Origin of the sequence: Polynucleobacter meluiroseus, assembly GCF_900205755.1 — a bacterium.
Taxonomy (GTDB): domain Bacteria; phylum Pseudomonadota; class Gammaproteobacteria; order Burkholderiales; family Burkholderiaceae; genus Polynucleobacter; species Polynucleobacter meluiroseus.
Window position 1 is genome coordinate 103,746 of sequence record NZ_OANS01000001.1, and the last position, 19,171, is coordinate 122,916.

A 19,171-nucleotide genomic window follows, 5' to 3' on the forward strand; every position below is an offset into this window, starting at 1 on the left:
CATGACTTTTGCTTTGCATGGGGTTCCAGTATCAAAGGGGATTGCCATCGGCAAGGCAGTGCTGATTTCAAATGCAGCGCTAGAGGTGAGTCATTACTTAATTGAACCTGGTACGGAAGAAGTTGAGGCTCAAAAATTACTAGATGCTTTTGAGCAAGTCCGCTTAGAGCTAGCGCAATTGAGGCAGAGTTTGCCTAAAGACGTGCCGCAAGAGATGGCCGCCTTTATCGATGTGCACGGCATGATTTTGGCTGATCCCGCCCTCACAGAGAAGCCGCTTAAACTCATTAGAGCCCAACGATTCAACGCCGCATGGGCATTGACTACTGAGCTTAATGATTTGCTGGCGCAGTTTTCTGAAATTAAAGATGCTTATCTCAAAGAACGCGCTAACGATATTCGACAAGTCGCAGAGCGAGTACTCAAGGCCTTAGGCGCTCGGCAAAAGGATTCGTCAACCCACTCCGAATTAGTCTCATCAGCCGAGGTCGGGGTTGATGCCATTATCGTGGCGCATGATATTGCTCCACACGACATGTTGCGTTTTAAAGAGTACGCGTTCACTGGCTTCGTTACTGATTTAGGCGGCACCACTTCCCACACGGCAATTGTGGCGAGGAGCATGGAGATTCCTGCAGTGGTTGGCGTACGTCATGCCAGTGAAATGATTCGTCACGGCGATTGGCTGGTGATTGACGGTGAGCATGGCGTAGTGGTGGTGGCGCCGGATGAACCACTATTAGAAGAATATCGGCGACTCCAAGCCAAGGCATTACAAGAAACCCATAAATTGCAGCAACTGAAGCACTCCAAAGCAGCAACGGTTGACGGAGTAGCAATTGAGCTGATGGTTAATATCGAGCAACCAGAAGATGCTATCCACGCTGTTGAGCTTGGTGCAGTCGGAGTCGGCTTGTTTCGCTCCGAGTTTTTATTTATGGATCCTGATCAAGCGCTACCGGATGAAGAAAAGCAGTATCAAGAGTATCGCCGGGCAGTAGAGTTGATGAATGGTCTTCCTGTGAATATTCGCACCATCGATGTGGGTGCTGATAAAGCGCTTGGTGCGGGTGCTGATTTATCTCAAACTGGCACTTCCCCATTAGGTTTGCGCGCAATTCGATGGTCATTGACCGAACCGGAAATTTTCTTAACGCAGTTGAGAGCAATTTTGCGCGCATCAGCTCATGGCCAAGCGCGCATCATGATTCCCATGTTGGCGCATGTTCAGGAGATTGATGAGACCTTGCGTCTGATTGAAAAAGCAAAACAACAATTGCATCAAAGGGGGCAAGCATTCAATGCCAATATCCCTGTGGGTGCCATGATTGAGATTCCAGCGGCAGCCTTGATCTTGCCTTTGTTTTTGAAGCGCTTTGATTTTTTATCTATTGGCACTAATGACCTGATTCAGTACACCCTAGCAATTGATCGCGCTGACCATGCGGTGGCTCACCTGTACGATCCAATGCATCCAGCGATTCTGAACTTAATGGCCAACATTATTGATCAGGCTAAACGTGCCAATGTACCAGTAGCAGTCTGCGGTGAGATGGCGGGAGATCCTGGGTTAACTAGGCTGCTCTTGGGTATGGGCTTGACCGATTTTTCTATGCACTTTAGCCAGCTGTTGCTCGTTAAGCGTGAAATCTTAAAGGCCAATGCGGGTGAGCTGAAGACACATATTCCAGCGCTCTTAATGGCTTTTGAGCCCGAGGAGCAGGCGTCGGCCCTGCAGCATTTGCTAGCCTAGGTGACTAGCGCTACACACCACGCACTCTGGATTGCGTGTCAGTCGAATTTCATCTATCTGGGTCTTGAGCGCATTCCAAAGCAACATTCTGCCCACTAAGGGCTCACCGAATCCAACCAGTATTTGCAACGCTTGAGCAGCTTGCATAGAACCAATAATGCCTACCAGCGGTGAGAAGATGCCCATGCTAGCGCAACTAACTTCTTCAAATGACTCATCCGGAGAAAAAATGCAGGCGTAACAGGGTGATGTTTCGCTGCGGAAATCAAATACGCTCAGTTGGCCATCAAAGCGGAGTGCTGATCCAGAGACAAGCGGCGTTTGGTGTTTCACGCAGCCGGCATTGATGCGCTGCCGAGTTGAAAAATTATCAGTGCAATCTAAAACAAGATCGACACTGGGTAGGAGTTGATCAAGCAAGGAGTCATCTGCTTCAGCCTGAATGGCGTGCACTTGAATTGTGGAGTTCAGCTGATCTAAAAACTGCTTACCCGATGCTGCTTTGTTCAGATGAATACTCTGTTGGGTATGCATAATTTGACGCTGCAAATTACTGAGTTCAACTTGGTCGAAATCCACCAAGGTAATTTTCCCTATACCAGCTGCTGCTAGATAGGGGGCAGCGGCAGAACCAAGGCCACCCACACCAATGATAAGAACATGAGAGGCCAAGAGCTTTTCTTGACCTGTAACATCAATTTCTTCGAGGAGTAAGTGCCTTGAGTAGCGCAGCAACTGCTCATCGTTCATAGCTTAATTAGAAATAAAGTAAAACGTTATTCGAGCTTAGAGGAAGAGCGCTTCACTGGCTGACCATTAAGAAATGCAACTGCTTGAGTCAGCATAAAGTCTTCTGGACTACCAAGTTCGATGGGCTTCTTCGACTTCTCTTTTTCTTTTTCTTCAGGCGTCTTCTTAGCGTTATTCGCTTCAATGCGTTGCATTTCTTCGATACGACGGTTTTCCCGGTCGGTAATTAACTTATCTTCAGAGGATTGTTTATTGCGTAAATGTTTCGCACTATCCACTTCACGCGTAATCAATACATCATCAGGGTCGCCTTCTTTGTTTTGATCCACTGGGATATCGGGCTTAATCCCAAAAGCCTGAATCGACTTTCCACTTGGAGTGAAGTAATAAGCCGTAGTAATTTTTAAAGCAGAGTCATTGCTCAATGGGCGAACAGTTTGAACCGAGCCTTTACCAAAGCTAGTTTTACCAATAATCGTTGCCCGCTTGTAGTCTTGCAGGGCTCCAGCGACGATTTCTGAAGCGGATGCGGAATAGGCGTTTACCAAAACAACCATTGGGAGTTTTTTAAATATCTCAGGAACCCCTGCCAATGGATCTCCTGCCTCACTTAAGCGATACATTGCTGGAGTCGCATTAAAGACTTGCTTGGATTCGGTGGTTTGACCCTTGGTTGAGACAATGACAGCATCGGCTGGCAAGAAAGCTGCAGCTACCCCAACAGCGCCCTGAAGCAGGCCACCGCCGTTATTGCGAAGGTCGAGAATAATTCCTTTGAGCTTGGGATCTTGAGCGGCAAGATCAGTGAGCTTCTTTGCGAGATCAGGGACGGTGCGCTCTTGAAAGCTCGTTACACGTACCCAGGCAATATCGTTATCTAGCAATTTTGCTTTGATAGATTGAACCTTAATCTCAGCGCGAGTAATCGTCACTGGGAAACTACGTTCTTCACTTTTGCGAAAAATCGTCAAAGTGATCTTAGTGCCAGGCTTGCCGCGCATAGTCCGCACTGCTTTGTCCAAGGACATGCCACGCACAGGTTTGTCATCAAGACGAGTAATTAAATCTCCAGCTTGTAATCCAGCGCGCGCAGCAGGACTATCCTCAATCGGATTCAGTACTTTGACTACGCCATCTTCCGAGGTAATCTCAATTCCGAGCCCGGCAAACTTACCTGAAGTTTGCTCTTGCATTTCCTCAAAATCTTTTTTATCTAAAAAAGTGGAATGGGGGTCCAAGCTGCTGACCATTCCCTTGACAGCGTCCGTCAGTAATTGCTTGTCTTCGATGGGCTCAACATATTCCCGTTTGATTTGTGCGAACACATTGGAGAGTGTGCGCAATTCCTCTAAAGGCAAAGTGGTACTTTGCTGTGCGGTCGCCGATAGTTGAATGGTTGCGGCTACCCCGGCAATCAGTCCAACTGCGATGAGTGAAGCATTCTTTAAAAATTGGCGCATAGCTATCTTTTTAACCTAATCCAAATAAAAGTGCTGAATTGGCTTGAGATCATCATCCAATTCATAAACGAGAGGGATGCCATTGGGCACATTAATTTCCATAATATCTTGGTCGGAAACTTGATCAAGGTATTTAATTAAGGACCGGATACTGTTGCCGTGAGCCACTAATAAGACCCGTTTGCCTGCCTTTAAGGCAGGAGCAATCGACTCATTCCACAAAGGCATTACTCGCTCTACATTGTCTTTAAGGCATTCTCCCGCAGGAATATCCGAGTGACTCAACTTCTCATAACGGCGATCATGATGGGCATGACGTTCATCTCCATCTTCTAATAGTGGTGGGCGAACGTCATAAGAGCGGCGCCAAATATGGACCTGCTCGTCACCATACTTTGCAGCAGTGTCGGCTTTATTAAGGCCGGTCAGTGCGCCGTAATGGCGTTCATTGAGCCTCCAGCTGTGTACGACGGGCAGCCACATTAAGTCCATCGCCTCTTGTACGTACCAAAGAGTGCGTATAGCTCTTCTTAAAACAGAGGTATAGGCAACATCAAAGTCATAGCCTGCTTTTTTGAGTTTCTCACCAGCTGCCAGTGCCTGTTCAGCACCTTTGGGAGTTAAGTCGATGTCGGCCCAGCCGGTAAAACGGTTTTCGAGGTTCCAGGCGGATTCGCCATGTCGAATAAGGACAAGTTGTTTCATAGAGCCATTCTATAATCTGGTAATGAACTTTCTCACACAAATTGATAACATAGCGCTGATTGCCCTTTTACTTGTTTCAGGGGCAGCGCTGTTTCTTCCTACATTATCTACGCTTATTAGCGGCAAGGGTTTGACGCCCACGGAAGCCACAATCTGGATTAATCGGCGCAAGGCTTATGTTTTGGATTTACGGTCAGTAGAAGCCTTCAAGTTAGGTCATTTGCCCGGAGCAAAACACATCATCTCCTCAGAGCTTGCGACTGGGATCGAGAAAATGAGATTAGATCGCAAAAATCCCGTCATTTTGGTGTGTGACAGCGGCAATCACTCCCGTAAGGGTGTTGCTGAAGTCCAAAAGCTTGGCTTTAGCGAAGTTGCCTCCTTAGAAGGTGGCGTTCAAGGCTGGCAGGCAGCGGCTCTTCCCTTAGTTAAATAAGCCCACCTTACAAGAGAAACTCATGCCCCCAGTCACGATGTATAGCACTCAAGTTTGTCCTTATTGCGTCATGGCAGAGAAGTTTCTGCAAAAGAAGGGCGTGCTCAGTCTAGAAAAAATCCTGATTGATCGTGATCCCGCTCAGCGCGAACTCATGATGACCCGTACTGGTCGCCGTACTGTTCCGCAAATTTATATTGGCGAAACGCACGTTGGTGGTTACGACGATTTGGTTGCATTGGATCGCGCAGGTCAACTTGACCCACTATTGACCAACTAATTTATATATTTATTTCACAGGAAGCTAGCCATGACCGAAGCCACTTTGCCAGCACAAGACGCTGCCAACACATCAAAAGAACCAGGATTTCGTATTCAGCGTGTGTACTTAAAGGATCTTTCTTTAGAGCAGCCAAACGCCCCGCAAATTTTATTAGTCGCCGCTGAGCCTACAGTTGAAGTTGAAGTTGATGTTGCTGTGACACGCTTGAGTGATGAAATTTTCGAAGTAGCGCTTACTGCCACTGTGACCGCTAAAGTGGAAAGTCAGGTACTCTTTTTGGTAGAGGCAAAGCAGGCAGGGATTTTTGAGTTCCAAAATATTCCTCCTGAGCAAGTCGACCCTATGCTGGGAATCGCTTGCCCAACTATTCTGTATCCCTACTTGCGCTCTAATGTTGCCGACACCATTAGCCGTGCTGGTTTCCAGCCAATTCATTTAAACGAAATGAATTTCCATGGCATGTATGAGCATCGCATCATGCAAGCTCAAGCTGCTGCAGCCCAAGAAAATGCTCCTGCAGAAGAAAGCAAAATCATCCTGCCTCATTAAGCTATCTAAGGCCTATAGATCATGAGAGTGACACTGCTTGGAGCAGGTGCTTGGGGCACCGCCCTCGCAGTACATGCTGCGAAATACCTGCCAGCTGGCGACATTTGCTTATGGTCTCGTAGCATGCAACAACTTGAGGAAATGAAGCGGGCCGGACGAAATTCCGCATATCTACCGGAGATTGATCTACCTGTACATTTGCAATTTGAAGACGACTTAGAAACCGCAATATTGCGTCTTTCAGAAGATGACCTTTTGGTGATTGCCACACCGATGTCTGCGTTGGCTGAGATGGTCAAGCAGGTACTGAAGATTGCGCAACATCCCCTCAATATTGTCTGGTTATGCAAGGGCCTCGAACCTCACACGGCGCTATTACCGAACCAAGTAGTCGAGCGTGAAAATCAACTGCATAGCCACGGATTAACGCACGCATTTGGCGCGCTGTCAGGTCCCAGTTTTGCGCGGGAAGTTGCCCTAGGAATGCCCTGCGCTTTAACAGTGGCAAGTAAGTCACCCACTTTGTGTGCTGACGTGCAGGCCGCATTTCACCACGGCAATATGCGCATTTATGCGAGCGATGATTTAGTGGGCGTGGAATTGGGCGGTGCCATTAAAAATATCTTGGCCATCGCAGCCGGCATCAGCGACGGCCTTGACTTAGGACTTAATGCTCGCGCAGCTGTATTAACGCGAGGGCTTGCCGAAATGATGCGCTTGGTAAAAGCTGCGGGCGGTAGGCCTGAAACCTGTATGGGCTTGACGGGTGCGGGCGATTTAATTTTGACTGCAACGGGTGACCTCTCGCGCAATCGCCGAGTGGGCTTAGAGCTCGCCGCTGGCAAACCGCTCACTCATATTTTGGGTGGCCTAGGACATGTGGCCGAGGGTGTTTTGTGCGCTCAAGCAGTAGGAAGTTTAGCCATCCGTTTGGAGGTCGACATGCCCATTACGACAATGATGGGTGAGGTACTTTCAGGAAATGTTACTCCGCATGAAGCTGTAAAACAGCTGATGGGACGTGACCCCAAATTAGAAGTCTAGTGTTTAGTCACAACTCAATTGCCGCCGCTTAGGCCGTTTTGACGCCAAGCTTCGTACACTACGATGGCTACTGTGTTTGAGAGGTTGAGGCTGCGACTACTCTCTTGCATTGCTAAGCGCATTTGATTGGGGTTAGGGATAGCACCTCTGACTTCCGCAGAAATCCCTTTGGTCTCAGAGCCAAAGACAAAATAATCATTCGGTAAATATTGCCCCTCATGAAATTTCCCCGTGCCTTTGGTGGTTAAGGCAAAAAGGCGCTCAGTGCGAGGTTGTTCATTGCTTAAAAATTCAGTCCAATTGCCGTGCAGTTTGATGCTGGCAAACTCGTGATAATCCAAGCCCGCACGGCGCAGTTTGGCATCCTCCATGGGAAAGCCAAGGGGTTCGATTAAATGTAAGTGGCAGCCCGTGTTGGCGCATAAGCGAATAATGTTGCCTGTGTTGGGCGGAATTTCTGGTTCGAATAAAACGATATTAAACATACGCATTTCGGAGTGGAGTTGGGCGGGCAGTTCTCAATAACACCCAATTAATGACACGAGATACCCCATTGTCCTTCAGAACGCGGGCAATCTCATTTAAGGTTGCACCGCTGGTCATCACATCGTCAAACACAATCACCGTTTTATTCTTTAAGATGGCCTGAAATTGCGGCGAGATGTGAAAGAGGCCTTGTATAGCAATGCGACGCCCTAACTTATTTTCTAAAGCTAGGGACTGAGAACTATGCCGTCTTAAGAGGGCGTTCGGCAGTCTTTTAATTTGAGGATGCAGGTGGATTCGCCTAGCAATTTCCCAGCTTTGGTTAAAGCCTCTAAGACATAGTTTTTCTTTGCTCAGAGGGACTGGCAGGAGGTAGTTTGCATTTGTTTCAAAGATGGACTGAGCGGCAATGTGATTCCAGCTTGTCGCCAGTCCATGAGCGAACGCAAGGCGCTTGTGATATTTGAGTTGGTGTAGGGCTGCCTGCAACTTGCCTTCATATCGATCAAGACAGTAAGTCTCATCAAAATAAGGGGCAGTGTCTACGCAATCATTGCAGCGCTGAGCCAATAATTCGCTGCGTGCGAGCGTAGTACCGCATTGCTGGCAGCACTCGTAATGCAATAGATTTTCTGCTTCCAATTGTTTTCTACAAGCAGGACACAAAGTTTCCGCCTGAAATGCTGCACAAGCAATGCAAGAGGTTGGTAATATTTGCGCGCAAATAGCGTGAAAAGCATTCTCTAATATAGACATGGGGCGCTGAGTATACTGAGGCAATGACCCAACCAATCAGATGGCTTCAGGACGAAATTGCAGACCGAATGTTGCAAAAGTTAGACCTCGTCAAGTTGCCAGTAAAAAGCGCCCTCATTGTTCCTGATTTTCCTGGAGATCATTGCCGCTTTCTGACAAAGCGTTTTCCTGGAGTGCGTATTGTGAGTGCTCCAGAATCCGATCTACGGGGATTCGATTTATTGCGCTTAAAGACGGCAAATTTATGGCACTCCGGTCTCAAAAGTCAGGCCGATATTTCGCTGGAGGAGTTTCAAAAGTCAGGCCGTTTCGATCTCCCCGATCACTCGGTGGATTTGGTGTTTAGTGACTTGTTGATTCAAAATCTGGCTGATCCCAAGGCATTTCTTCAAGAATGCTGGCGGATACTAAAAGAGGGTGGCCTGCTGACCTTTAGTTATTTAGGGCCTGATACTGGAAAAGAGCTCTATGCAGCAGCTTCGCCCAAGTGGTCATTAAAGAAGCTTGCTAGCCCTTGGGATATGCACGATATGGGCGATGCCCTTGTTGGGGCGCGGTTTGCTGATCCGGTGATGGATATGGAGTATTTGAATTTGGAATATGAGTCAAGCGCCGTTTTGCAAACCGACGCAGTTGCCCTTAATTTGATGGAGCCCTTGGCGGAAAAGCTTCCCATTTCCTCTGAGATGCCAAGCAAGCTGACTCTAGAGGTCGTTTACGGCCATGCCTGGGCAATCGGGAAGCACCTGGCCAAGCCGCAGGATCATATTGCCTATATTGACCCATCTCAAATCTTGCGCAAGACTCGGATTACCCCTGAAATAAAGTAAGTAATTACTAACATATTGAGGTGCAGTCTTTTCGGGGCAGGTTTACCCCATTTGTCGTACATGCTAATTAACCCTATAATCTGTGCTGGTTGTAAGGCAGGACACAGACTTAGGGATTTTTGGGGTCTAAAACTCCAAAAGTTCATGACAACAAACTGAGAATAAGATGAATTTATTTGGAAAAGTCACAAGGGCTTCGCTCTATTTCATAGCTGCCTTTAACGCAGCAGCCGTTTTTGCAGCTGAAAATATGCCGGGCGGCCCTGCCGTGAATCAGCTCAACTTTACGCCCCCCGCCACCAAAATCATGCAAGAAATTCATGGGCTTCACTGGATGATGCTGGTGATTTGCGCAGTGATTTTTATTGGTGTATTTGGCGTGATGTTTTATTCCATCTTGCGTCATCGCAAATCACTCGGCGCCAAATCAGCCTCTTTTCATGAGAGCACCACGGTTGAAATTATTTGGACCGTTATTCCATTGATCATTGTGATCGGTATGGCTTTGCCTGCGACTAAGACGGTCGTGGCAATGAAAGACACCACCAATTCAGATATCACCATTAAAACCACGGGTTATCAGTGGAAATGGGGCTACGACTATATTAAAGGTGAGGGCGAAGGAATTAGTTTTCTTTCAACCCTTTCAACACCAAGAACCCAAGTAAATAATTTGGAACCAAAATCGCCAACCTATTTAATGGAAGTCGATAACGAAATGGTAGTGCCGGTCGATAAAAAAATTCGCATTATTACTACGGCTAACGATGTAATTCACTCTTGGACAATTCCTGCTTTTGGTCTTAAGCAAGATGCTATTCCAGGCTTTGTACGAGATACGTGGTTCCGCGCCGACAGAATCGGCACATTCCGTGGACAGTGTTCTGAGTTATGCGGTGCCGAACATGCGTTTATGCCGATTGTGGTGAAAGTGGTTTCTCAAGAGGACTACACCAAATGGGTGGCAGAGAAGCAAAAGTCACTGACTGCTGCCACGGATGATCCATCCATGGTCTACACCCTTGCGGAGCAAAAAGAGCGTGGTGAAAAAGTTTATGGAGCCAACTGTGCAGCCTGTCATCAGCCTAACGGCAAAGGTGCAGGCGCCTTCCCGGCTTTAGCTGGAAGTAAGGTTGTGAATGGACCTTTGGAAGGTCAAATCCATATTCTCTTGAATGGTAAAAATGCGATGCCTAAGTGGAGCGGTGTTCTCTCTGCTGCGGATATCGCTGCAGTAATTACTTACACGCGTAATTCATGGGGAAATAACTCGGGGCAAGTCATTCAAACCCAAGAAATCGTTTCTGCACAAGCTAAGAACTAATTTTTAAACTATAGATCAATCTCAACTGGAGTAATTCATGAGCACCGTCTCTACCACCCACGATACAGCGCACGATCATGCACACGATGATCACACGCCACACGGTTGGCGTCGTTGGTTATTCGCGACCAACCACAAAGATATCGGTACGATGTATTTAACCTTCTCGTTCATTAGTCTGCTGGCCGGTGGAGCGATGGCGATGGGAATTCGTCTAGAGCTGTTTCAGCCAGGCTTGCAATTTTTCCGCCCAGAATTTTTCAATCAGTTGACCACTATGCATGGTTTGGTAATGGTGTTCGGCGCGATCATGCCCGCATTTGTGGGTTTTGCTAACTGGATGGTGCCACTACAAATTGGCGCCTCCGATATGGCCTTTGCGCGGATGAACAACTTTAGCTTCTGGATTTTGCCAGTCGCAGCGCTATTGCTGTTTGGCTCTTTCTTAGCGCCGGGTGGTGCCCCTGCCGGAGGCTGGACTTTATATGCGCCCTTGACATCGCAAATGGGACCTGGCTTAGACATGGCTATTTTTGCTCTGCACTTGTTGGGTGCGTCTTCGATCATGGGCTCGATTAATATTATTGTGACCATTCTCAATATGCGTGCCCCTGGCATGACGCTGATGAAGATGCCCATGTTCTGCTGGACTTGGTTGATTACCGCATATTTGTTGATTGCCGTAATGCCGGTGTTGGCAGGTGCGATTACGATGGTATTGACTGACCGCCATTTTGGTACAAGCTTCTTCTCGGCTGTAGGCGGCGGTGACCCAGTAATGTTCCAACACATCTTTTGGTTCTTTGGTCACCCAGAGGTGTACATCATGATTCTGCCCGCGTTCGGTATCGTGAGTGAAATCATTCCTGCGTTCTCAAGAAAGACCCTCTTTGGTTATAGCTCGATGGTGTATGCCACCTCTTCGATTGCGATCTTGTCCTTCATTGTTTGGGCTCACCATATGTTTGCCACGGGCATGCCAGTGACAGGTCAATTGTTCTTCATGTACGCCACGATGTTGATTGCTGTACCAACTGGCGTAAAGATTTTCAATTGGGTTGCAACAATGTGGAAAGGCTCAATGACTTTTGAGACTCCCATGTTGTGGGCCGTAGGCTTTATTTTCGTATTTACTATGGGTGGATTTACTGGCTTGATTTTGGCTATTGCACCGATTGATATTGGTTTGCAAGATACCTATTACGTAGTTGCTCACTTCCATTACGTGCTGGTAGCGGGCTCTTTATTTGCGATGTTTGCAGGTTTTTACTACTGGTGTCCTAAGTGGACCGGCCAAATGGCTAATGAAACGCGTGGCAAGATCCATTTTTGGAGCTCCATGATTTTCTTCAACATTACCTTCTTCCCTATGCACTTTTTGGGGCTAGCAGGAATGCCACGTCGTTACGCCGACTACCCAACCCAATTTGCCGACTTCAATATGATCGCTTCGATTGGCGCCTTGGGTTTTGGTTTATCTCAAGTCTATTTCTTGATCTTTGTAGCCTTGCCTGCGTATCGTGGAGAGGGTGTCAAAGCCCCTATGAAGCCCTGGGACGGTGCCAAGGGTCTCGAGTGGACAGTGCCTTCACCAGCTCCACATCACACCTTTGAAACTCCTCCCGATGCTGAAGAATTGCATGCCGCAGGAATTTAAAGTTAGATCAAAGGAAGCCCTCTCTGCTAGCAATCGCAGATTGGGTTTTATTCTATTAAGCATTGCCGCTATTTTCTTTCTCGGCATTCTGATGAAATACAGCATCTTGGGCTAGTCTCAGGAAATCCGCAATGTCCGCAACCCTTGCCCTTAATCGCCAAATCTTACTGAAGCTACTTATTGCTTCAGTCATGATGTTTGGTTTTGGTTACGCTTTGGTGCCGATGTATAAGGCCTTGTGTGAAGTCACCGGTATCAACGTGATTACCAGCAAGAATGATTATGGCGTACGTGCCTTCAGCCCGAATAAGGTAGGCAATTCACAGGTGGATTACTCACGTGTCGTAACGATTGAGTTTGACTCCAATAGTCGGGGGCCCTTTGGCTTTCGCCCGGTCAAGAATTATTTGGAAGTGCATCCCGGTGAAATGACGGAAATTGTTTATGAAGTAACCAATAAATTAGACCGTACCGTGCAAGCACAAGCAATTCCAAGTTATGCGCCTAAAAGTGCGACGGAGTTCTTTACTAAACTAGAATGTTTCTGTTTTCAGCAGCAAACCCTCACAGCACACGAATCAAGAAAGATGCCAGTGGTTTTTGTGGTTGATGCCGGCTTACCGCAGGATGTAAAAACAATTACCTTGTCTTATACTTTTTTTGAGATAGGGGTCGGTCAGCCGCCAGCAGGGTTCACTACGCCAAAGTCTAAAGAGTTGTCGTCATGAAGCAAAAGAGTTCATTTATTAAGTCGATGGTGGCAGTGTTGTGGGCTTTCTTGGGCGTTCGTAATAAGTCGGGCCTAGATAGCGATGTCACCTCTTTAAGTTTTGTGCATATTATTCTTGCAGGTGTTCTGGGTGCTTTAGTATTTATGGCCATCCTGCTGTTGATCGTCAAAGCAGTTCTGTCCCACTGATTATTTATTGATTTAATTGAGAGAAGAAGATGTCATCCAATACCACTCCCTATTATTTTGTTCCTGGATTATCTAGTCACCCTGTCATGGCGGCCATCGGCTTAATTGGCTTTGGCTTTGGTATGGCAGGTTGGGTTAATCACACTTCTTGGGGCGGATATCTTGCAATTGCTGGTGTGCTGTGGGTTTTAGGAGTGCTTTATTACTGGTTTGGCGACACCATTGCAGAGTCAAACGCAGGCAAAAATGGCATCAACGTGGATGTTTCTTATCGCTGGTCGATGGCTTGGTTTATTTTCTCGGAGATTATGTTCTTCGGCGCTTTCTTTTCAGCCTTGTTCTACGCGCGCAATATTGCCATGCCTTGGATGGGTGACGTTGAGAGTAAATTAATATGGCCTAACTTTACGGCGGTCTGGCCCAATGATGGTCCCGCTGGTTTAGTCGAGAAATTCACGACGATGGGCCCTTGGCCAATTCCGACAATTAATACCTTTTTGCTTTTGAGTTCAGGCGTCACAATTACGTATGCCCACCATGCTTTGGTTGAGAATCACATTAAAAAGGCGATTTACGGTCTGGCAGCTACGGTTGCTCTAGGTTTCGTCTTTTTATGCTTTCAAGGCTACGAGTATTACCACGCATACCATGAGCTCAATTTGAAACTCACGTCTGGCATTTATGGCTCAACATTCTTTATGTTGACTGGTTTTCATGGCTTTCACGTCTTTTTAGGCGGTACGATTTTGGCAATTGTCTTGCGCAGGATGATTCGCGGCGATTTCACAGCGGAACATCACTTTGCTTTTGAGGGCGCCGCTTGGTATTGGCACTTCGTTGACGTGATCTGGTTAGGTCTTTACATCGCCGTTTACTGGATGTAAATCCAAAAAGAACGGGGCTTCGGCCCCGTTTTGCATTAGTTGGAGCCGACGCGGATGCCCGTAGCCTCAATCCAGCCAAAGTGATAAGCAATCAGTATCCCAAGAAATAAGGCCATAGAAAGCCCAATGCGCAGCATGAGGGCGCGAACCATTTTGGAGTTATTGCCCTTGCCCTTCATCATAAAGAACAGGGCTGAGCCTAAACTCCCTACAATCAACAGTAGTACAACCGGAATAACCCATTTCATCGTCATCATCCTCGCTTGAATATTTTCTCTATTTTTATTCGCTCACGTATAGCCGCTACTGTATCAGCCCTTTTGGTGATAGCGATTGGCTGTGCGGCGGGAATTTGGCAGCTCAATAGAGCGGATCAAAAGATTCATCTGGGCGAAACGATGGCAGCGATGCAAAAACTGGCAGTGCTGGATGGAAATATAGGTGCCGTCAGCTTAGAGGAGGCAAACCAACGCCGTATGCAGGTGCATGGACGTTATCTGCTGAATGAAGTCGTTTGGCTCGACAATCGGCCGCGACCAGTGCCTGAGGGGGTTGGCGCTAATACCGCTCAAGCCGGGTTTTATGTCTTGATGCCTTTGAAATTAGAGGGTAGCGATCGAGTGCTTTGGGTGAACCGGGGTTGGGCTCCACGCAATCACGAGAGTCGTACACAATTGCCCCTAGTGAACACTCCAGAGCGCGTCCTAACGGTCGAGGGCGTGGTGTTTCCTCATCCTGGCAAGGTATTCGAATTGGGTAAGTCGGATGATTCGCTTACTCAGCCGCGTATCGTGCAAAACTTAGACTTAGCACGCGAGGCGCAGATTCATGGATGGCAGCAGTTGCCTTTTATATTGCGCGCTTCTGATACCGATATCGACGATGGTTTAGTGAGAATTTGGGCAGCTCCGACGAATGGAGTCGATCGCCATTATGCTTATGCCTTTCAGTGGTTTGCATTAGCGCTTTGCGGATTTTTGTTTTGGTTTCTTACCGGACTAAAGCAATATCGGCGCAAACGTAAAATAGAGCGTCAAGTTGGAGTGCAAAATGAGTAATGAAGAGTTATTAATTCCTGCAGCGCAAGCAGATGTTTCCGCTATCAACGCGCGGACTCGTCGTGGCCGTATTCAAATGCTTCTCCTCCTGCTTGCTTGCGCAGCCCCCGTCATTGCTTCCTACTTAGCGTATTACGTGTTTAAACCAGAGGGTGGAAAAACAAACTTTGGTACCTTGGTGCAGCCAGCTCAAGAAATGAGTGACGCTTGGTTTGATTTTCCATTTAAAGGAAAGTGGACTTTGTTGGTGGCTCGGCCAGCAGGTGAATGTCAGGTTGAAAATTCAGATTGTTTAGAAGCCTTATTTTTAATGCGACAACTCCGCGTTGCCATGGCTAGAGAGAGTGGCAGAGTCCAATTAGTGTGGATTAACACCGATGGAAAATCAGTGAGTCCACAAATTGCGCAGGCATACGATAAAAATATAGCCGGTTTTGAAATACTGCCAATGCCAGCCGATCCCCAATCTAAAGCCGCATTTGAGGCCTGGCTAAATCGCGAAGGTGCTGGGCAAAAAATTCAATTAATCGATCCGAGCCCAGCCAAGATGATGTATTTCCCAGTAACAAATTCATCTAAAGAATTTGGCAGCATGAAGAAGGACCTGGAAAGACTCTTGCGCTTTAATCGCAAAGGTGAAAGCCTGCCATGAATAGCTTGATTCTCTTCGGAGAGCTTGCGGCCATTGCCATGCTCTTTGCTGGTCTGCCGTTGACTTATCTGTTGACTAGACCTGGCTATGACTTGTTTCAAAAGCTCAACTGGGTTTTGGTCTTCATGACTTTTGATTTGATTGTGTTTGGGGCATTTACTCGGCTAACGGATTCAGGACTTGGCTGCCCTGATTGGCCCGGTTGCTATGGGACCTCCAATCCGTGGCATGCCATTGGGGATATTCAGTTGGCTCAAACTGCAATGCCTTCAGGTCCAGTGACTGTTCTCAAGGCGTGGATAGAAATGATTCATCGTTATATCGCGATGATGGTGGGCGCTTTAATTTTGGTGCAACTGAGTTTGGCTTGGAGCAAAGTGAAGTCTTTAGGTAAGGCCCCGCTCTTGGGTAGTGTGGGTCTTTTGGGTTTAGTGTGCATTCAAGGTGCATTCGGTGCGTGGACCGTTACCCTGAAACTTCAACCGATTATTGTGACTCTACATCTTTTATTGGCTTTGGCTTTACTCGCCTGTTTAACTGCCTACGCCCAACAAGCTTGGAGTGAAAAAAATTCGGCTCAGGCGATTGCGCGAGTCAAGCCCTTATCAGCAAAGTTACTCTGCTTTGCTTTAATGATTCTCGGTAGCCAAATATTTTTAGGTGCTTGGGTAAGTACTAACTACGCGGTATTAGCTTGCCCGGACTTTCCAACTTGCATGGGAGCCATTTGGCCAGATACTAGTTGGCAGGAGGGCTTTGCTTTATGGCGCCCATTAGGACTTACTGCCCACGGTGAATCTATCTCCCCCACAGCCTTACAAACAATTCATTGGGCGCATCGCGTCTTTGCGATTGCTGTAGTACTCACCTTGGGATTTTTAACTTGGAATGCTTGGCAAGAAGCTGTGCATAGACAGCCACAATTAAAACCATTTGTGCGCCTCTTAATTTTGCTACTGTTTTTGCAGTTGATCACAGGAATCTCTAATGTAGTGTTTCAGTGGCCTTTATTCGCTGCATTACTGCACACTGCTGGTTCCGCTGCTTTGGTATTTTGCTTGGTGAGGCTGAGTTATTGGGCCTCTTGGAAATCACCCCTTTTAATTGATCGCGCAGCACTATGACTGAGTTACTAAAACCAGCTGAAGCGATGCCACGTTGGCGTCAATTTTGGGTGCTGACTAAACCCCGGGTAACGTTACTTGCGGTTTTTTGTGCGGTGATCGGGATGTTTCTAGCAACTCCAGGTATGGTTCCCTATCCCATCCTTATCGGCGGAATAGTAGGAATTTGGTTATTGGCGGGCGCTGCATTTGCCATGAACTGTTTAATAGAATTAGCAGTTGATGCCAAGATGAAGCGCACTGCATGGCGACCCTCCGCTACTGGGGAAGTGACCCCATTTCAGATTGTGGTTTTCTCCATCATCTTAGGCTCACTCGGAATGGTAGTCCTGTGGAACTTTTGCAATCCACTAACGATGTGGCTGACTGTTGCTACCTTTGTGGGTTATGCGGTGATTTACACCTGGTTGCTGAAACCTGCGACCCCACAAAATATTGTGATTGGTGGCCTCTCCGGTGCCATGCCACCTGCCTTAGGATGGGCTGCTGTGACCAATACGCTGCCAGCAGAAGCATGGTTATTGGTGCTCATTATTTTTGTTTGGACGCCTCCGCATTTTTGGGCGCTTGCCTTATTTCGACGCGAAGATTATGAACGGTCTGGTTTGCCGATGCTGCCAGTAACTCATGGAGAGCGGTTTACCTTACTCAATATTTTGCTGTACACGATCATTTTGATTGCTGCTACTTTGCTACCTTATATATATGGCATGAGCGGCTTGGTGTATTTAATATCGGCACTCATATTGGGATTCATTTTCCTTGGCTATGTAATTGCACTCTTCGTCTCTTATAGTGATGCTTTGGCTAAAAAGACCTTCCGCTTTTCCATCACCTATTTATCACTTCTTTTTGCAGTGTTATTAATAGATCATTATTTCCCTTGAGAAGATCATGCGCTTAAAAAAACCATTTGCTTTTTTACTATGCGTTCTGATGGGGGCCTTACTCAGTTTGGGCCTAGCGGCTTGTAACCCCAAAGCAAATTTTAAGAATATCGATATCACCGGAAACGCTTCTTTTGGTAACGACTTTAGCTTGCTAGACCCTAACGGACAAACTAAAACTTTGGCGGACTTCAAGGGCAAGGCAGTAGTCATGTTTTTTGGCTATACACAGTGTCCCGATGTCTGTCCCACCACATTGTCGGAGATGCAGCAGGCCATGACTTTGCTGGGACCGCAGGCCGAGCAGGTGCAAGTTTTATTTGTGAGTATTGACCCAGAACGCGATACTCCAGAAATTTTGCAGCAGTATGTGCCCGCATTTGATAGTCGCTTTATGGGCTTGCGTCCAGCTGATAATGCCGCACTAGAAAAGGTAACGAAAGACTTCAAGATTTATTACAAGAAAATTCCGGGAGCTAGCCCAGGGTCATACACAATGGACCATACCGCTGGTAGCTATGCGTTTGATCCCACGGGACGCTTACGGCTTTACATTAAGCATGGTCAAGGCGCCGAGACTTTGGCGCAGGACTTGAAGGAATTGCTTAAGTAAAACGACTTACAGCCAGAGATTTTTAAGCTGCTTCCTGCAATAAGCTGCGCATCTTTTTAAGAGCGGCTGTCTCGATTTGACGAACGCGTTCGGCGGAGATGCCATACTCGCCAGCCAAATCATGCAAGGTTTTAGTGCCATTACCCTCGGCATCCATTGCTAGCCAGCGTGATTGCACGATATTTCGACTGCGTTCATCCAAGGCCATCAGAGCCTGATCTAATTGTGGACCCTGCAAGGCATCGGTTGCAGCGGCTACCATCCTCTCTGTTGGCTCCTGGCTGTGATCAGCTAGCCACTGGATCGGCGCATAGGCTGCGTCATCATCACTGTCATCGCCTTCCATGGCAATGTCGCCACCGGCTAAGCGCATTTCCATTTCTCTGACATCAGAGTCTTTAACATCCAGCGCTTTTGCTAAAGCGGTAATTTCGTTTGGTGTGAGGGCACTTAAAGTGGGTTTATTGCTGCGTAAATTAAAAAATAATTTACGCTGTGCCTTGGTTGTCGCCACTTTAACTAAGCGCCAGTTCTTCAAGATGTACTCATGGATCTCTGCTTTGATCCAGTGGATCGCATAAGAAACGAGACGTGCACCTTGCGTTGGGTCGTAACGCTTTACAGCTTTCATCAAGCCGATGTTGCCTTCTTGAATGAGATCAGCATGGGGAATGCCGTAGCCAAGATATTGGCGCGCGACCGAAACCACCAAGCGCAAATGAGAAAGCACGAGGGTTTTAGCGGCGTCGACGTTCTCAGTACGACGAAATTCTTGCGCAAGGTGTAGCTCTTCCGCGGCACTAAGCATGGGGACGCGGTTCACGTAAGCAACATAGGAATCAAGGGTGCCAACACCGAGCGAAGGCAGCATCGGAACGTTTAAGGGTGCTACAGCGGTTTGGGGCTGGGCACTTGATGGAATTATTTTCTTTTGTACCATGATCTTTTTTAACGAGATTGAGTTAGGTAGAAAAGCTATTTTAGCACTCCTGTCAAGAGAG

General features: G+C 47.3%; 24 protein-coding genes. 17 read left to right on the forward strand and 7 right to left on the reverse strand.

Annotated elements, in window-relative coordinates:
- Position 1: 1 nt before the first annotated feature.
- The gene (gene ptsP / locus CP950_RS00585; RefSeq protein ID WP_096671923.1) at positions 2-1,753 is read left to right on the forward strand and encodes a phosphoenolpyruvate--protein phosphotransferase; all 1,752 of its coding nucleotides are present in this window, start codon (positions 2-4) and stop codon (positions 1,751-1,753) included.
- Here ptsP and CP950_RS00590 read toward each other — a convergent pair.
- Genes CP950_RS00590 through gpmA form a run of 3 tightly spaced genes read right to left on the reverse strand, consistent with a single transcriptional unit; the run spans position 1,745 to position 4,668 of the window.
- Entirely contained in the window at positions 1,745-2,503 is a 759-nt protein-coding gene (locus tag CP950_RS00590) for a HesA/MoeB/ThiF family protein (RefSeq protein WP_096671924.1), read from the reverse strand. The two genes, ptsP and CP950_RS00590, sit on opposite strands and share 9 nt — an antisense overlap.
- 26 nt (positions 2,504-2,529) lie before the next feature.
- Positions 2,530-3,963: a S41 family peptidase gene (locus CP950_RS00595; protein ID WP_096671925.1), complete on the reverse strand. Its 1,434-nt coding sequence runs from the start codon at positions 3,961-3,963 to the stop codon at positions 2,530-2,532.
- 15 nt (positions 3,964-3,978) lie between these two features.
- Positions 3,979-4,668 (reverse strand): 2,3-diphosphoglycerate-dependent phosphoglycerate mutase, encoded by a 690-nt coding sequence (gene gpmA / locus CP950_RS00600; protein WP_096671926.1) that lies wholly within the window; start codon positions 4,666-4,668, stop codon positions 3,979-3,981.
- 22 nt (positions 4,669-4,690) lie between these two features.
- Here gpmA and CP950_RS00605 point away from each other — a divergent pair, with 22 nt between their 5' ends.
- From CP950_RS00605 to CP950_RS00620, 4 genes are read left to right on the forward strand one after another with little or no spacing between them, the layout of a single operon-like run.
- Complete coding sequence (locus CP950_RS00605; RefSeq protein ID WP_096671927.1) at positions 4,691-5,104, forward strand: rhodanese-like domain-containing protein; 414 nt, start codon at positions 4,691-4,693, stop codon at positions 5,102-5,104.
- A gap of 22 nt (positions 5,105-5,126) precedes the next feature.
- Positions 5,127-5,384: a glutaredoxin 3 gene (gene grxC / locus CP950_RS00610; protein WP_096671928.1), complete on the forward strand. Its 258-nt coding sequence runs from the start codon at positions 5,127-5,129 to the stop codon at positions 5,382-5,384.
- Positions 5,385-5,414: 30 nt separating this feature from the next.
- A complete protein-coding gene (gene secB, locus CP950_RS00615; protein WP_096671929.1) occupies positions 5,415-5,936 on the forward strand; it encodes a protein-export chaperone SecB in 522 nt (173 codons plus the stop codon).
- A 21-nt stretch (positions 5,937-5,957) separates the two neighbouring features.
- Positions 5,958-6,980, forward strand: coding sequence for an NAD(P)H-dependent glycerol-3-phosphate dehydrogenase (locus CP950_RS00620; RefSeq protein WP_096671930.1), 1,023 nt, complete (start codon positions 5,958-5,960; stop codon positions 6,978-6,980).
- Between the two features lie 14 nt (positions 6,981-6,994).
- Here CP950_RS00620 and trmL read toward each other — a convergent pair whose 3' ends face one another.
- Entirely contained in the window at positions 6,995-7,465 is a 471-nt protein-coding gene (gene trmL, locus CP950_RS00625; RefSeq protein WP_096671931.1) for a tRNA (uridine(34)/cytosine(34)/5-carboxymethylaminomethyluridine(34)-2'-O)-methyltransferase TrmL, read from the reverse strand.
- Complete coding sequence (locus CP950_RS00630; RefSeq protein ID WP_096671932.1) at positions 7,458-8,222, reverse strand: ComF family protein; 765 nt, start codon at positions 8,220-8,222, stop codon at positions 7,458-7,460. Before CP950_RS00630 ends, trmL begins: the two co-directional genes overlap by 8 nt.
- Positions 8,223-8,245: 23 nt before the next feature.
- Between CP950_RS00630 and CP950_RS00635 the strand changes: the two genes are divergently transcribed.
- The 7 genes from CP950_RS00635 (at position 8,246) to CP950_RS00660 (ending at position 13,836) form a co-directional block, all read left to right on the forward strand.
- Positions 8,246-9,052 (forward strand): class I SAM-dependent methyltransferase, encoded by an 807-nt coding sequence (locus CP950_RS00635; RefSeq protein WP_096671933.1) that lies wholly within the window; start codon positions 8,246-8,248, stop codon positions 9,050-9,052.
- 250 nt (positions 9,053-9,302) lie between these two features.
- Positions 9,303-10,376, forward strand: coding sequence for a cytochrome c oxidase subunit II (gene coxB / locus CP950_RS00640; RefSeq protein WP_419185563.1), 1,074 nt, complete (start codon positions 9,303-9,305; stop codon positions 10,374-10,376).
- 37 nt (positions 10,377-10,413) lie between these two features.
- Positions 10,414-12,033 carry a cytochrome c oxidase subunit I gene (gene ctaD / locus CP950_RS00645; protein ID WP_096671935.1) on the forward strand — a complete coding sequence of 540 codons (1,620 nt, stop codon included), beginning with the start codon at positions 10,414-10,416 and terminating at the stop codon, positions 12,031-12,033.
- Positions 12,017-12,148, forward strand: a complete 132-nt coding sequence (locus CP950_RS10040; RefSeq protein WP_243391873.1) for a cytochrome oxidase small assembly protein — start codon at positions 12,017-12,019, stop codon at positions 12,146-12,148. Before ctaD ends, CP950_RS10040 begins: the two co-directional genes overlap by 17 nt.
- A gap of 16 nt (positions 12,149-12,164) precedes the next feature.
- Positions 12,165-12,761 carry a cytochrome c oxidase assembly protein gene (locus tag CP950_RS00650; RefSeq protein ID WP_096671936.1) on the forward strand — a complete coding sequence of 199 codons (597 nt, stop codon included), beginning with the start codon at positions 12,165-12,167 and terminating at the stop codon, positions 12,759-12,761.
- On the forward strand, positions 12,758-12,952 hold the full coding sequence (locus CP950_RS00655) for a DUF2970 domain-containing protein (RefSeq protein ID WP_096671937.1): 195 nt from the start codon (positions 12,758-12,760) through the stop codon (positions 12,950-12,952). Before CP950_RS00650 ends, CP950_RS00655 begins: the two co-directional genes overlap by 4 nt.
- Before the next feature lie 29 nt (positions 12,953-12,981).
- Positions 12,982-13,836, forward strand: a complete 855-nt coding sequence (locus CP950_RS00660; protein WP_096671938.1) for a cytochrome c oxidase subunit 3 — start codon at positions 12,982-12,984, stop codon at positions 13,834-13,836.
- Positions 13,837-13,871: 35 nt separating this feature from the next.
- Here the strand turns inward: CP950_RS00660 and CP950_RS00665 are convergent, their stop codons facing one another.
- A complete protein-coding gene (locus CP950_RS00665) occupies positions 13,872-14,084 on the reverse strand; it encodes a twin transmembrane helix small protein (protein WP_096672385.1) in 213 nt (70 codons plus the stop codon).
- A 15-nt stretch (positions 14,085-14,099) separates the two neighbouring features.
- Here CP950_RS00665 and CP950_RS00670 point away from each other — a divergent pair, with 15 nt between their 5' ends.
- From CP950_RS00670 to CP950_RS00690, 5 genes are read left to right on the forward strand one after another with little or no spacing between them, the layout of a single operon-like run.
- Positions 14,100-14,894 carry an SURF1 family protein gene (locus CP950_RS00670; protein WP_096671939.1) on the forward strand — a complete coding sequence of 265 codons (795 nt, stop codon included), beginning with the start codon at positions 14,100-14,102 and terminating at the stop codon, positions 14,892-14,894.
- Entirely contained in the window at positions 14,887-15,546 is a 660-nt protein-coding gene (locus tag CP950_RS00675) for a hypothetical protein (protein WP_096671940.1), read from the forward strand. The genes CP950_RS00670 and CP950_RS00675 overlap by 8 nt, the downstream gene beginning before the upstream one ends.
- The gene (locus CP950_RS00680; RefSeq protein WP_096671941.1) at positions 15,543-16,670 is read left to right on the forward strand and encodes a COX15/CtaA family protein; all 1,128 of its coding nucleotides are present in this window, start codon (positions 15,543-15,545) and stop codon (positions 16,668-16,670) included. The genes CP950_RS00675 and CP950_RS00680 overlap by 4 nt, the downstream gene beginning before the upstream one ends.
- Positions 16,667-17,557 carry a heme o synthase gene (cyoE, locus tag CP950_RS00685; RefSeq protein WP_096671942.1) on the forward strand — a complete coding sequence of 297 codons (891 nt, stop codon included), beginning with the start codon at positions 16,667-16,669 and terminating at the stop codon, positions 17,555-17,557. The genes CP950_RS00680 and cyoE overlap by 4 nt, the downstream gene beginning before the upstream one ends.
- Before the next feature lie 7 nt (positions 17,558-17,564).
- The gene (locus CP950_RS00690; RefSeq protein WP_096671943.1) at positions 17,565-18,170 is read left to right on the forward strand and encodes an SCO family protein; all 606 of its coding nucleotides are present in this window, start codon (positions 17,565-17,567) and stop codon (positions 18,168-18,170) included.
- 22 nt (positions 18,171-18,192) lie between these two features.
- Here the strand turns inward: CP950_RS00690 and rpoH are convergent, their stop codons facing one another.
- A complete protein-coding gene (gene rpoH / locus CP950_RS00695) occupies positions 18,193-19,110 on the reverse strand; it encodes an RNA polymerase sigma factor RpoH (RefSeq protein ID WP_096671944.1) in 918 nt (305 codons plus the stop codon).
- Between the last annotated feature and the right edge of the window lie 61 nt (positions 19,111-19,171).